The organism is Streptomyces niphimycinicus (assembly GCF_018883605.1).
Taxonomy (GTDB): domain Bacteria; phylum Actinomycetota; class Actinomycetes; order Streptomycetales; family Streptomycetaceae; genus Streptomyces; species Streptomyces niphimycinicus.
In genome coordinates, this window is sequence record NZ_JAHLEM010000567.1 from 1 (window position 1) to 12737 (window position 12737).

14 protein-coding genes are annotated in these 12737 nt (G+C 69.2%); 9 read left to right on the forward strand and 5 right to left on the reverse strand.

The features are described from left to right. A partial coding sequence (locus KN815_RS36580; RefSeq protein ID WP_216346152.1) for an ABC transporter ATP-binding protein/permease occupies positions 1–1996 on the forward strand: 1996 nt, incomplete at its 5' end. 195 nt (positions 1997–2191) lie between these two features. Here the strand turns inward: KN815_RS36580 and KN815_RS36585 are convergent. After that, positions 2192–2947, reverse strand: coding sequence for a transglycosylase SLT domain-containing protein (locus KN815_RS36585; protein WP_216346153.1), 756 nt, complete (start codon positions 2945–2947; stop codon positions 2192–2194). Positions 2948–3388: 441 nt separating this feature from the next. Between KN815_RS36585 and KN815_RS36590 the strand changes: the two genes are divergently transcribed. The 3 genes from KN815_RS36590 to KN815_RS36600 all read left to right on the forward strand — a co-directional run bounded on the left by KN815_RS36590 (position 3389) and on the right by KN815_RS36600 (position 5567). Next, complete coding sequence (locus tag KN815_RS36590; RefSeq protein WP_372458576.1) at positions 3389–4552, forward strand: GAF domain-containing sensor histidine kinase; 1164 nt, start codon at positions 3389–3391, stop codon at positions 4550–4552. Next, entirely contained in the window at positions 4545–5189 is a 645-nt protein-coding gene (locus tag KN815_RS36595; RefSeq protein WP_208522928.1) for a response regulator, read from the forward strand. The genes KN815_RS36590 and KN815_RS36595 overlap by 8 nt, the downstream gene beginning before the upstream one ends. A gap of 138 nt (positions 5190–5327) precedes the next feature. Then, positions 5328–5567 (forward strand): chaplin, encoded by a 240-nt coding sequence (locus KN815_RS36600; protein ID WP_216346155.1) that lies wholly within the window; start codon positions 5328–5330, stop codon positions 5565–5567. A gap of 163 nt (positions 5568–5730) precedes the next feature. Here the strand turns inward: KN815_RS36600 and KN815_RS36605 are convergent, their stop codons facing one another. Continuing rightward, positions 5731–6534: an Rv1486c family protein gene (locus KN815_RS36605; RefSeq protein WP_216346156.1), complete on the reverse strand. Its 804-nt coding sequence runs from the start codon at positions 6532–6534 to the stop codon at positions 5731–5733. A 93-nt stretch (positions 6535–6627) separates the two neighbouring features. Here KN815_RS36605 and KN815_RS36610 point away from each other — a divergent pair, with 93 nt between their 5' ends. The 3 genes from KN815_RS36610 to KN815_RS36620 all read left to right on the forward strand — a co-directional run bounded on the left by KN815_RS36610 (position 6628) and on the right by KN815_RS36620 (position 9057). Continuing rightward, positions 6628–7437 (forward strand): ABC transporter ATP-binding protein, encoded by an 810-nt coding sequence (locus tag KN815_RS36610; protein ID WP_216346157.1) that lies wholly within the window; start codon positions 6628–6630, stop codon positions 7435–7437. 34 nt (positions 7438–7471) lie between these two features. Continuing rightward, a complete protein-coding gene (locus KN815_RS36615) occupies positions 7472–7945 on the forward strand; it encodes an NfeD family protein (RefSeq protein ID WP_216346158.1) in 474 nt (157 codons plus the stop codon). A gap of 152 nt (positions 7946–8097) precedes the next feature. Continuing rightward, positions 8098–9057 (forward strand): SPFH domain-containing protein, encoded by a 960-nt coding sequence (locus KN815_RS36620; RefSeq protein WP_059147117.1) that lies wholly within the window; start codon positions 8098–8100, stop codon positions 9055–9057. 84 nt (positions 9058–9141) lie between these two features. On the opposite strand, the gene KN815_RS36625 is transcribed toward KN815_RS36620, so the two are convergent. After that, entirely contained in the window at positions 9142–9645 is a 504-nt protein-coding gene (locus tag KN815_RS36625; protein WP_216346159.1) for an HNH endonuclease, read from the reverse strand. Positions 9646–9751: 106 nt separating this feature from the next. After that, positions 9752–10291, reverse strand: coding sequence for a YbhB/YbcL family Raf kinase inhibitor-like protein (locus tag KN815_RS36630; RefSeq protein ID WP_216346160.1), 540 nt, complete (start codon positions 10289–10291; stop codon positions 9752–9754). An 86-nt stretch (positions 10292–10377) separates the two neighbouring features. Between KN815_RS36630 and KN815_RS36635 the strand changes: the two genes are divergently transcribed. Next, on the forward strand, positions 10378–10704 hold the full coding sequence (locus tag KN815_RS36635) for a barstar family protein (RefSeq protein WP_253209462.1): 327 nt from the start codon (positions 10378–10380) through the stop codon (positions 10702–10704). A gap of 120 nt (positions 10705–10824) precedes the next feature. On the opposite strand, the gene KN815_RS36640 is transcribed toward KN815_RS36635, so the two are convergent. After that, positions 10825–11607 carry a sporulation protein gene (locus KN815_RS36640; protein WP_216346162.1) on the reverse strand — a complete coding sequence of 261 codons (783 nt, stop codon included), beginning with the start codon at positions 11605–11607 and terminating at the stop codon, positions 10825–10827. A 168-nt stretch (positions 11608–11775) separates the two neighbouring features. Here KN815_RS36640 and KN815_RS36645 point away from each other — a divergent pair, with 168 nt between their 5' ends. Beyond that, positions 11776–12438, forward strand: a complete 663-nt coding sequence (locus tag KN815_RS36645; RefSeq protein WP_216346163.1) for a DNA-3-methyladenine glycosylase — start codon at positions 11776–11778, stop codon at positions 12436–12438. Positions 12439–12737 lie beyond the last annotated feature (299 nt).

Genomic DNA, 12737 nt, shown 5'->3' on the forward strand with positions numbered 1-12737 from the left:
GACCACCTTCCATCAGCTCGCCGCCGGCCGGGTGATGCGCATCGGTCGTGCGCTGGAGAACGAGCTGGTCGTCTCCGATCTCCAGGTCTCGCGCCACCACGCCGAATTCCGGGCGCTGCCCGACGGCCGTTTCGAGATACGTGACCTCGGCAGCCACAACGGCACCTATGTCAACGGTCAGCCGGTCCGGCAGCAGATCATCGGCCCCACCGACACCGTCGGCGTCGGTCACTCCACCTTCCGGCTGGTCGGCGACCGCCTCGAGGAGTTCGTCGACACCGGTGAGGTCTCCTTCTCGGCCCGCCATCTGACGGTGACGGTCGACGGCGGCAAGCAGATCCTCAAGGACGTCTCCTTCGGCGTTCCGGAGAAGTCCCTCGTCGCGGTCATCGGCCCGTCCGGCTCCGGTAAGTCCACGCTGCTCAAGGCGCTCACCGGCTATCGCCCGGCCAACCAGGGCGATGTCCTCTACGACAACCGGAACCTCTACAAGCAGTTCGCCGAGCTGCGCCAGCGCATCGGTCTGGTGCCCCAGGACGACATCCTGCACAAGGAGCTGACCGTCCAGAAGGCCCTGCGCTACGCCGCCAAGCTCCGCTTCCCCGGTGACACCGCCGAGGCCGAGCGCGAGGCCCGGATCGACGAGGTGCTGCGCGAGCTCAAGCTGGACATCCACCGGGAGAAGAAGGTCACCGCCCTCTCCGGCGGTCAGCGCAAGCGGGTCTCCGTCGCGCTGGAGCTGCTCACCAAGCCGTCGCTGATCTTCCTGGACGAGCCGACCTCCGGTCTCGACCCGGGCATGGACCGCGATGTCATGCAGTTGCTGCGCGGTCTCGCAGACGACGGCCGCACCGTGCTGGTGGTCACCCACTCGGTCGCCGAGCTGGCGCTGTGCGACAAGCTCCTGGTGATGGCGCCGGGCGGCTCGGTGGCCTACTTCGGCCCGCCGGACGAGGCGCTCAACTTCTTCGGCTACGACAGTTGGGCGGATGTCTTCTCGTCGTTCGAGAACTACCGCGACTACGACTGGGCGGGCCGCTGGCGCGGTTCGCAGCACTACCAGATGTACGCGGCTGACCTCGACTCCGTCGCTCCGCAGTCCGTCCATGTCCAGGCCCCGCCGACCCGGATGCAGAAGCCACAGAGCTGGGGATCGCAGCTCTGGACGCTGATCCGCCGCTATCTGTCGGTGATCGGCTCCGACAAGGGCTTCATGGGGCTGATGGTGATCCTGCCCGCCGTGCTGGGCTCGGTGAGCGTCGTCATCCCGGCGAAGTTCGGCCTCGTGATGGCCCCGAAGGGCATGTTCAACCAGGCTGCCGGGACGGTTCTGCTGATCCTCGTGGTCGGCATGTGCTTCACCGGTGCGGCCAATTCCGTACGAGAATTGATCAAGGAACGGGTCATCTACGAACGGGAACGGGCGGTCGGCCTGTCCCGCTCCGCGTATCTGATGTCCAAGGTGATCGTGCTCGGTGTGATCACCGCCTGCCAGGGCGTCATCATCTGCGGCATCGGTCTCTCGACGCGCAAGCTGCCCTCGGAGGGCCTGCTGATGCCGCCGGCCGCCGAGCTCTGCCTGGCCGTCATCGCGATCGGCTTCACCTCGATGATGGTCGGCCTGGTCATCTCGTCCCTGGTGAAGACCGCCGAGAAGACCATGCCGCTGCTGGTCATGTTCGCGATCATCCAGGTCGTCTTCACCGGCGTCCTGTTCAAGATCTACGGATCGCTCGGTGTGGAGCAGTTCGCCTGGCTGATGCCGTCCCGGTGGGCGGTCGGCGCGGCCGGTGCCACGCTGGACCTGGGCCCGGGCGTCGGCCACATGATGGCGCCGTGGGACAGCAAGAAGCCCCTGGACACCGACCCGCTGTGGGAGCACACCACGACCCAGTGGGGCATCGACATGATCGTGCTGATCATTCTGGGCATCGCATGCGGCTTCGTGGTCGCGCGGCTGCTGCGCCGCCATGAGCCGGAGGTCATGCGCAAGTAGCCGCGGCCCCGGAGGTCATGCGCAAGCGGCCGCGGCCGGAGGTCCTGCGCAAGCGGCTACGGCCGGAAGTCCTGCGCAAGCGGCCGCCGGCGACGTTCGCACAAGGGCGACGGCACCCCTCGCACACAGGGGGTGCCGTCGCCCTTCGGCGTCGGAACGCCGGGTTCTGGACGGGCCGTTCAGGCTCAGTACGGGTCAGTACGGGCCGTTCACGTTGTCCATCGAGCCGTACCGGGCGGCCGCGTAGTTGCAGGCGGCGGTGATGTTCGCGACCGGGTCGTAGGCGTCCCAGGCGGTGCCCGCGACGTGGTACGCCTGGAAGGTCGGGGCTATCACCTGGAGCAGGCCCTTGGAGGGCACGCCGTTCCGGGCGTTGATGTCCCAGTTGTTTATGGCGCGCGGGTTGCCGCCGGACTCCCGGATGATGTTGCGGTGGATCCCCTGGTAGGTGCCGGGGATGCCCTTCTTCTTCATGATGTCGAGGGACTCCCGGATCCAGCCGTCGAGGTTGTCCGGGTAGGTCTTTTCCGTGGCGGCGACCGTCTCGATGCGCGTGGCGGAGCGGCTCGCGGCCTGCTTGACGGCGCGCTCCTTGGCGGCCTTGGCCTCGGCGGCCTTCTTCGCGGCGGCCTCTTCAGCGGCCTTTTCCGCGGCCTTCTTTTTCGCGGCCTCCGCCGCGGCCTTCTTCTCGGCGGCCTCCTGCTTGGCCTGCTTGTCGGCGAGCGCGGACTGCTTGACCAGGGCCTCGTGGTGGGCCTGGGCGTCGGCCTTCTGGGACGTGAGGGCGACGGGCTTGTTCGGCAGGTCCTGGGCCGTCGTCTTGGCGTCGGCGTTGCCACCGGGGACGACTGCGAAGGCTATGGCGGCCGCACCGGCGGCAGCGATTCCGGCGGCGGAGTACTTGTGCGTCTTGTTGAGACGGGCGTATCCGGGGATGTTGGGCAGGGGCATGGCGGAGTAGACCTCTTCCAATCGCTTGAGTCGCAGGCCAAATCGGCGCGCAGAGCGCCGTTCCTGGATCTACGGCGCCGTGCGACTGGGGGAAATTCTTAGCTGCCGCAAAAAGTTGTCGCAAAGGCGTGACATACGATGCTGCTTAGTGGATAAGTAGGCCGCTCATGCCCATGCGAACGGCCGTCATCCCCGCTCAGTCGCCTATGAAACGTCCACTAAGCACGTTCGTAAGTGATTTAGATCGTGTGTCCGGGCTCACATCGCGGAGCTTCTCATATTGCGCGCTGTGCCCACGCAAATGCTCAGGGTGTTTGTTTTTTCCACCCCTGCAACAGCCCCTTTGGGGGTCCTGTGTGCGCCGTTCGACCTAGGGCTCAGGTCTTATCAGGTGGCCGCCGACCGGCCGATATGCCCACCGGATGGCGGGTCGGTACGGTAATGGCCATGACGAAAGGACGGGGCGGTGGACCCGGAGCCGGGCTGAGCCGGGTGAGCGGTGCGCTGCTCGCCATGAGCCGACATCTGGAAGTCCGTGATGTCCTAAAGACCATCGTTGTGTCCGCCCGTGAGCTGCTCGATGCGGAGTATGCCGCTCTGGGGGTCTCCGATGATCACGGAGGCTTCGCCCAGTTCGTAGTAGACGGGGTGAGCGACGAGCAGTGGAAGGCCATCGGGCCGCTGCCCCGGCAGCACGGCATTCTCGCCGCCATGCTCAAGGACGCCACTCCGCAGCGACTCGCCGATGTGCGGCGAGATGTCCGTTTTGAGGGATGGCCATCAGCTCATCCGGAAATGTCGGATTTTCTGGGTCTTCCCATTGCCGACGGCGATGAAGTTCTCGGCGCGGTATTCCTCGCCAACAAACGATGCCCCAAGCCCGAGGGCGGCTGCGGTTTCACCGCCGAGGACGAGGAGCTGCTGGCCATCCTGGCCCAGCACGCCGCCATCGCCCTCACCAACGCCCGGCTCTACGAGCGCAGCCGCGAGCTCACGATCGCCGGGGAGCGGGCCAGGCTCGCCCATGAGCTGCACGACGCGGTCTCCCAGAAGCTCTTCTCGCTGCGGCTGACCGCCCAGGCGGCCACGGCCCTGGTGGACCGCGACCCCGGCCGCGCCAAGGACGAACTCCAGCAGATCGCCCTTCTCGCCGCCGAGGCCACCGACGAGCTGCGCTCCGCCGTCGTGGAGCTGCGCCCCGCCGCTCTCGACGAGGACGGCCTCGTGGCCACCCTGAGGACGCAGGTGCAGGTGCTCGACCGGGCCCACACCGCCCAGGTCGCCTTCGCCTGCCACGGCGTGCGGGCGCTGCCCGCCGCCCAGGAGGGGGCGGTGCTGCGGGTGGCCCAGGAGGCCCTGCACAACGCGCTGCGCCACGCCGACGCGCGGCAGGTCGACGTCACCCTCACCCGGCACGGCCAGGGCGCCCGGCTCCGCGTCACCGACGACGGCAGGGGATTCGACCCCTCGGCCGTCCGGCGCGCCGGACGCCACCTCGGGCTGGTGTCGATGCGGGACCGGGCCGGCGGCGTCGGCGGCGCTCTGACCGTGGAGTCGGTGCCCGGCAAGGGCACCGTGATCGAGATGGAGGTGCCCGGTGGCTGACCCCGGACGCATACGGGTGCTGCTCGTCGACGACCACCAGGTGGTGCGGCGCGGTCTGCGGACCTTTCTCCAGGTCCAGGACGACATCGAGGTGGTCGGCGAGGCGTCGGACGGCGAGGAGGGCGTCGCCCGCGCCGAGGAGCTGCGCCCCGACGTCGTCCTCATGGATGTGAAGATGCCCGGCCTCGACGGCATCGAGGCGCTGCGCACCCTGCGCGGCCTCGACAACCCCGCCCGAGTGCTGATCGTGACCAGCTTCACCGAGAAGCGCACCGTGGTCCCCGCGCTGCGCGCGGGCGCCGCGGGCTATGTCTACAAGGACGTGGACCCCGAGGCGCTCGCCCGCGCCATCCGGTCCGTCCACTCCGGGCATGTGCTGCTCCAGCCCGAGGTGGCCCTCGCGCTGCTCTCCCAGGAGGAGGGCGGCGGCCAGGGGCGCGGGGGCTCACTCACCGAGCGGGAACGCGAGGTGCTCGCACTGATCGCGGACGGCCGGTCCAACCGGGAGATCGCCCGTGCGCTGGTGCTGTCCGAAAAGACCGTGAAGACCCATGTGTCCAACATTCTTATGAAATTGGACCTCGCCGACCGCACCCAGGCCGCGCTGTGGGCCGTACGGCATGGGATTGGGGCATGAACAGCGTTTCTCCGTGAAATCACACCAACGGGTGGCCATCACTCGAACAGCGCAACTCGCCATCAGCCGGGCCGTTTTCCACGGCGTACCGCGGCGTTCCGCCGCGGTGACGCGCTGATGAATGAAGGGTCTTGCCAAGTGAAGAACATCAAGAGGATCGCTGCCATCACGATCACGGCCGGCGGACTCGCCGTCGCCGGTGCCGGTGTCGCCACCGCCCAGGGCCCCTGGGCCGACGGTGGGGCCACGATGTCCCCGGGTGTCGTCTCCGGCAACAACATTCAGGCGCCCATCCACGTGCCCGTGAACTTCTGCGGCAACACCGTCTCGGCCATCGGGTCCATGAACCCGGCGCTCGGTACGCCCTGCGGCGGCTGACCGCCCGGCGGATATCTGACGCACCACCGACCGGCCCCGGAGGCACCCGCCTCCGGGGCCGGCCCCATGACACCCCCGGGAAAGCCGGAGACCACCAGGGAAGTTCGGAGCCCCCCGAGGATGGTCCGAGCCCCGGAGAAAGGCCAGAGACCCCCGGGAAAGCTCAGAGGCCGCCCCGCTCCCGCTCCTCCACATACGCGTTGTACGCCGCCACCTGCGCCCGCCGTGAAGTGCGCTCCACCGGCCGCAGCGCCTCGGCCCGCGCTGTGATCTCCGACGCACTCACCGCACCGCCGTGCTCCCGGCCGTCCCCGCCCGCCAGATACGCGATGTCCACCAGCGCACCCACCCGCTGGGCCAGCTCCAGCACCCGGATGGCCCGCGGCGGATAGCCCGGGGCCAGCACCTCGCGCCCCCGCTCGGCCCGCGCCCGATACGCCTCCAGGGCCGCCTCGGCCACCGGGCCCGATCCGGCCACATTCAGCCGCGAGAGCACCTCCGTGGCCTCCCGCAGCGCCTCGGCCAGCTCCCGCTCGGCCTCGCTCAGCGACGGCACATCGGCCGGCGGCGCCTCCCGCACGCTCTGGCACCGCCACACCACCTCGACGTGCTGATCGCCCTCGGGCCCGGCCGCCGACACCTCGGGCACCAGGCCGAGCGCCGCGCCCGTCGCGATCACCGCCTCACCCGCGTCGAGCGCCTGGGCGTTGAACTCCGGCGGGCCGCTGAGCCCCAGGGGATGCCCCGCTATGGGCAGCGCCACCCGCAGCCCCTTGGCCCCGAGCGCTCGCAGCCGCCCCAGCGCCAGCGTGAGCCCCACCGGCCCGGACTCCCCCGGAAGCCCGGCCACCCGGTGTGACGCGTCCTCGTCCGCGATGCGATGCGCCGCCTCATCGGGGGAGACAAGTCCGGCGATAAGGGCATTTCCCCAAGCTGCGAGGCGCCCTGAACGTGGTTCATCGAGCATGGCACCAGCCTAAGGACTGGCACCGACAACGTGTGGCGTAGGTTTTCCTCAGGGGGGCTGCGCCCACAGGCGCACGCACGACTCGAGACTGCAATGGGAGACAACGCGCTCATGAGCGAGGTTCTGGAGCTGCTGGACGTATCGGTGGTCCGCGATGGGCGGGCTCTGGTGGACGAGGTCTCCTGGTCGATCAAAGAAGGCGAGCGCTGGGTCATCCTCGGCCCCAACGGAGCCGGTAAGACCACCCTCCTCAACCTCGCCTCGAGCTACCTCTTCCCGAGCGCCGGGAACGCCCGGATCCTCGGCGAGCAACTCGGCCGCGTCGACGTCTTCGAGCTGCGCCCCCGAGTCGGCATGGCGGGCATCGCCATGGCCGAGAAGCTGCCGCGCAGCCAGACCGTCCTCCAGACCGTCCTCACCGCCGCGTACGGCATGACGGCCCACTGGCAGGAGGACTACGACACGGTCGACGAGACCCGCGCCCGCGCCTTCCTCGACCGCCTCGGCATGACCGACTACCTCGACCGGAAGTTCGGCACCCTCTCCGAGGGCGAGCGCAAGCGCACGCTCATCGCCCGGGCCATGATGACCGACCCCGAGCTGCTGCTCCTCGACGAGCCCGCGGCCGGACTCGACCTCGGCGGCCGCGAGGACCTCGTCCGCCGCCTCGGACGGCTCGCGCGCGACCCGCTCGCCCCGTCGATGATCATGGTGACACATCATGTCGAGGAAATCCCCCCCGGCTTCACCCATGTTCTGATGATCCGCCAGGGCAAGGTGCTCACCGCGGGCCCGGTCGAGACCGAACTGACCTCCCGTAACCTCTCCCGCTGCTTCGGCCTGCCGCTGGTCGTCGAGCGCCGCGGCGACCGCTGGACCGCTCAGGGCCTGCCGCTGGCCTGATGTCCGCCCCCTGCGCCCGCCGTGCCACCGGCAGATGATCCGCGCACTGTCCCCGGGGACCGGCGACAACTACCATGACCATGTGGATCCATGGGTGTGGTGGCTGATCGCCGCCGTAGGACTGGGTATCCCGCTCGTACTGACCGCGATGCCCGAATTCGGGATGGTCGCCGTCGGTGCCGTGGCCGGTGCCATCACCGACGCGCTCGGCGGCGGCATCGTGCTCCAAGTCGTCGTCTTCTGCGCCGTCTCGGTCGCGCTGGTCGCGGTCGTACGCCCGATGGCGGTCCGCAGCCGCCGTCAGCAACCCGAGCTGCGCAGCGGCATCGAGGCGCTGAAAGGACGTCAGGCCGTCGTCCTCGCACGCGTCGACGACAGCGGCGGCGGCCGCATCAAACTCGCGGGCGAAGTATGGTCCGCGCGCTCACTCGACCCCGGCCAGGCTTACGAACCCGGGCAGCAGGTCGACGTGGTGGAGATCGACGGTGCGACGGCCGTCGTCATGTAGACGCCGTACCGGGAGTGTCCTACCAAGAGTTGAGGGCGCCCCGGTTGAGCTGCGGAGTCGACCATGAATCTGACAGACTCCACCCTCGGGAACCGCCAGATCTGATCATCCCGACCATCCGAATCGCCGCATGAAGGGCACGGGGAGCTGCTGTGGAACCGATCATCATCGTCCTGATCATCCTCGTGGTGCTGGTCTTCATCGCACTGATCAAGACGATCCAGGTCATCCCACAGGCCAGTGCCGCCATCGTGGAGCGCTTCGGGCGCTACACCCGCACCCTCAACGCGGGCCTCAACATCGTCGTCCCGTTCATCGACTCGATCCGCAACCGGGTCGACCTCCGTGAACAGGTCGTGCCCTTCCCCCCGCAGCCGGTGATCACCCAGGACAACCTGGTCGTGAACATCGACACCGTCATCTACTACCAGGTGACCGACGCCCGCGCCGCCACCTACGAAGTCGCCAGCTATATCCAGGCGATCGAGCAGCTCACCGTCACCACCCTGCGGAACATCATCGGTGGCATGGACCTCGAGCGCACCCTGACCTCCCGCGAGGAGATCAACGCGGCGCTGCGCGGCGTCCTCGACGAGGCCACCGGCAAGTGGGGCATCCGCGTCAACCGCGTCGAGCTCAAGGCCATCGAGCCGCCCACCTCCATCCAGGACTCGATGGAGAAGCAGATGCGCGCCGACCGTGACAAGCGCGCCGCGATCCTCCAGGCCGAGGGTGTCCGGCAGTCCGAGATCCTGCGCGCCGAGGGTGAGAAGCAGTCCGCGATCCTGCGGGCCGAGGGTGAGTCCAAGGCCGCCGCGCTGCGCGCCGAGGGCGAGGCCCAGGCGATCCGTACGGTCTTCGAGTCCATCCACGCCGGAGACCCGGACCAGAAGCTGCTCTCCTACCAGTACCTCCAGATGCTGCCGAAGATCGCCGAGGGCGACGCCAACAAGCTCTGGATCGTGCCCAGCGAAATCGGCGACGCTCTCAAGGGCCTCGGCGGGGCCATGGGCAACTTCGGCCCGCTGACCGGCGGCGGAAACGGCGGCGGCACCCCCGCCGCCACCGGCAAGGAGCCCGCCCCGCGCCGCGAACAGCCCACGATCGACTGAACGGACGGCGGCGGGACGGGCCCTCCAGCGCCTGGGGCGGCCCGCCCGGGCTCCCGGCCGGGCTCCCGCGGGACGAACCCGCGGCTAGGCAGGAAGCGCCAGCCACTCCGGCAGAGCGTCCCGCTCCGCCGCCCCCAGGGCCAGCAGCAGCGCATCCGAAGGCGTCGGCTCGAACGGCGCCTTGAGCAGCCGCATCCCCGCCTGCTCCGGAGTCCGGTCCGCCTTACGGTGGTTGTCCTCGGCACAGGAGGCCACCGTATTCAGCCAGGTGTCCCGGCCCCCGCGCGACCGCGGCACCACATGGTCCACGGTCGTCGCCCGGCGGCCGCAGTACCCGCACCGGTGCTGGTCCCGGACCAGCACCCCGCGCCGCGACCACGGGGCACGTCTTCGGAACGGCACCCGTACGTACCGGCAGAGCCGGATCACCCGTGGCAGCGGCAGATCGATATCCGCGGCCCGCACCCGCAGCCCCGGGTGGGCGTGTTCGACGACGGCCTTGTCCTGGAGGACCAGCACCACGGCGCGCCGCAGCGTCACCGTCGCCAGCGGCTCGAAGCTCGCGTTCAGAACCAGCGTCTCGCGCATCCCGACCACCCCCGCGTCCCGGTATCCCGGCCCCGCGCCTGGAATGGGCGGGACCGGGATCAACTCTGGCCGGGAGGCTGGCCGAGAACAACGCAATTTCGCCGCGTCAGCCCGCGGCCGGCACCTCGTACTCGCCGATCAACTGGGCACGCCCCAGCGTGTGGAACCGCAGATTGAAGCCGACCACCGCGGGCGAGGCGTCCGCGTCCGGGCCCAGCTTCTCCGCGTCCACCGCGTAGACGGTGAACACATAGCGGTGCGGACCGTCCCCGGGCGGCGGCGCGGCCCCGCCGAAGTCACGGGTCCCGTAGTCGTTGCGCGCCTGTACGGCCCCCTCGGGCAGGCCCGTGAAAGCGCCGCTGCCCGCACCCACCGGAAGCTCGGTGACCGTGGCCGGGATGTCGAACAACACCCAGTGCCAGAAACCGCTGCCGGTCGGCGCGTCCGGGTCGAAGCAGGTGACGGCGAAGCTCTTCGTCCCCTCCGGGAATCCCTCCCAGCGCAACTGCGGAGAGGTGTTCCCCTCCGCCTGCACCTGGGCGGACTTGAGCGTGCCGCCCGATTGCACATCGTCGCTCGCCACCGTGAACGACGGCACCGGCGGATGGAAGTCATGGGGGAGCGGCGGCCGGTTCTGCTCGGACACGTCGAGAACCTCCTGAGGTTGCGGTGGATCATCTCCGCGGCCAGCCTAACGAGACCGCCAGACGGCGGGCTGGCACCATGGCGCCCATGACCGGCCCCACCCTCGCCCTCCACCTGCGCCTCGACGGCGTGACGGACAAGGACGGCTTCCTCGACCGCTGCGCCCGGGACCTGCGCTTTCCCGACTGGTACGGGCGCAACTGGGACGCCCTTGCCGACTGCCTCACGGATCTGTCCTGGTGGTCCGAGGGCCGCGAGCCCAGCGGCTGTCTGCTGGACATCCAGGGCTGGCTCGCCTTCCGCGACGCGGACCCCGACGCCGCCGCGATCGCGGCGGACATCCTGGCCGACGCGGAGGCGTACTGGGCGACACAGGGACGGCCCCTGGTGGTGCGCTACGACGACGGCCCCTGACACCCGACGTACGACACCCGACGTACGACGCACCAGGCGCCGACATACGACGCGGGGCGTGCACCGACCTGCCGTCGACGCACGCCCCGCGCGGAAGTCCGGCCCAGGGAGGGGGGAACCTCAGAACCAGTTGCGCTTGCCGCCGACCTGGGCGAGCCACTGGTTCAGATACGCGGCCCAGTCGGTGTCCTGGAAGGTCGCCAGGTTCATCGTGAACGACCGGTAGGTGTCACTGCCCTCGGTGAACAGCCCCGGCTTCTTGTCCATCTCCAGCACCACGTCCATCTCGCGGTCGTCCGCGACGAAGGACAACTCCACCTGGTTCAGGCCCCGGTACTGCTCCGGGGCGTAGAACTCGATCTCCTGGTAGAAGGGCAGCCGCTGCCGGGTCCCACGGATGTGCCCCTGCTCCAGATCGGCGCTCTTGAACCGGAAGCCGAGCGAGCCGAAGGCGTCCAGGATCGCCTGCTGGGCGGGGAGCGGATGCACATTGACCGGGTCCAGATCGCCCGAGTCCACCGCGCGCGCGATCGCCAGCTCCGTGGTCACCCCCACGTTCATACCGGTCAGGTGCCGGCCCAGGAACATGGTGATCGGGGTCTCCCACGGGATCTCCAGGCCGAACTGCACCGCATGCACCGCACCCGGCTGTAGCTCGAACGCGCCGCCCAACTGCTGCCGGGTGAACTCCACGTTCCGCTTGAACTCCTGGTCGTCCCGCTCCACCTCGACCCGGGCCTGCAAGCCGACCGAGAGCGCCTCGATCTGCTGCGCGACCGAGCCGCCCTGGATGCGGACCTCGCCCTGCACAATGCCGCCCGGGACGACGTTCTCCTCGGTCAGTACCGTCTCCACCGAAGCGCCACCGGCACCCAGACTCGCGAGCAGCTTCTTGAAGCCCATGTTCTCCCTCTCAAGGACGCGACTGCGTCTTGACTTGATCGCACTCGATCACTGTTGACACCTAGGAACGCGAAACAGCCGTGGACGGTTCCGCAGCTCATAGCCTTCCAGCGGACCGGCGCCGCCTCCAACCACCGGTGCATATCTGTTCCACTACGCTCGGGCCGCGTGACAGCAGGACCTGACCGCGAGCCCCTCGACCGCGCCTTCTTCGACCGACCCGTTCTCGAGGTCGCGCCCGACCTCCTGGGCCGCGTCCTGGTGCGGCGCACCCCGGACGGACCGATCGAATTGCGCCTGACCGAGGTCGAGGCGTACGCGGGCCCGGCCGACCCCGGCTCGCATGCCTATCGAGGCCGCACCGAGCGCAACGCCGTGATGTTCGGCCCCCCGGGTCATGCGTATGTCTACTTCACCTACGGCATGTGGCACTGCCTCAATGTGGTCTGCGGACCGGAGGGCCACCCCAGCGGGGTGCTGCTGCGCGCGGGCGAGGTACGGCATGGCCATGAGTGGGCCCATCAGCGCAGGCCGAAGGCGCGCAACGACCATGAGCTGGCCAAGGGCCCGGCCCGGCTGGCCACGGCCCTGGGCGTGGACCGCCGGCTGGACGGCAGCGACTTCTGCGCGGGCACCGATGCCCCGCTCTCCATACTCACCGGCCACCCCGCCCGGCCCGACCAGATCCTCAGCGGCCCGCGCACCGGGGTGGGCGGCGAGGGCGCAACTCACCCCTGGCGCTTCTGGATCGACGGCGAGCCCTCGGTCAGCCCCTACCGGGCGCACACCCCGCGTCGCCGGAATGCGACGCGCCGTCAGGTCGGAACTTGACTCTGCTGGACGGGACGCCTAACGTAGCCCGAGCCGCTTGAGACGGGCAGCGCTGTCGGCACGATCGCAAGGTCGAGTCACAGTAGTCCCGGAGCGGCCAACCACTAATGACAACTCCCGAACAGGGTCCTATTTCGCTGCGCGAAATTAAGACCCGGGGCTCCGATTAGGAGCTGAGCGGGAAATTGGCTAAAGTAGTGGACACGCCGGAAGGCGCGAAAGACCCCGCTCCAGCAGGGGGCCGGAAACGGAATTCGGACCGGAAACGGAACGGAAAACGGATCTGGTAAGGTTGGAAA

What these genes read in the sequence shown, in the direction of transcription:
- KN815_RS36585 (WP_216346153.1), bottom strand. Translation starts at nt 2,947, where the DNA reads ATGCCCCTGCCCAACATCCCCGGATACGCCCGTCTCAACAAGACGCAC.
- KN815_RS36590 (WP_372458576.1), top strand. Translation starts at nt 3,389, where the DNA reads ATGGCCATGACGAAAGGACGGGGCGGTGGACCCGGAGCCGGGCTGAGC.
- KN815_RS36605 (WP_216346156.1), bottom strand. Translation starts at nt 6,534, where the DNA reads ATGCTCGATGAACCACGTTCAGGGCGCCTCGCAGCTTGGGGAAATGCC.
- KN815_RS36610 (WP_216346157.1), top strand. Translation starts at nt 6,628, where the DNA reads ATGGGAGACAACGCGCTCATGAGCGAGGTTCTGGAGCTGCTGGACGTA.
- KN815_RS36615 (WP_216346158.1), top strand. Translation starts at nt 7,472, where the DNA reads ATGATCCGCGCACTGTCCCCGGGGACCGGCGACAACTACCATGACCAT.
- KN815_RS36625 (WP_216346159.1), bottom strand. Translation starts at nt 9,645, where the DNA reads ATGCGCGAGACGCTGGTTCTGAACGCGAGCTTCGAGCCGCTGGCGACG.
- KN815_RS36635 (WP_253209462.1), top strand. Translation starts at nt 10,378, where the DNA reads ATGACCGGCCCCACCCTCGCCCTCCACCTGCGCCTCGACGGCGTGACG.
- KN815_RS36640 (WP_216346162.1), bottom strand. Translation starts at nt 11,607, where the DNA reads ATGGGCTTCAAGAAGCTGCTCGCGAGTCTGGGTGCCGGTGGCGCTTCG.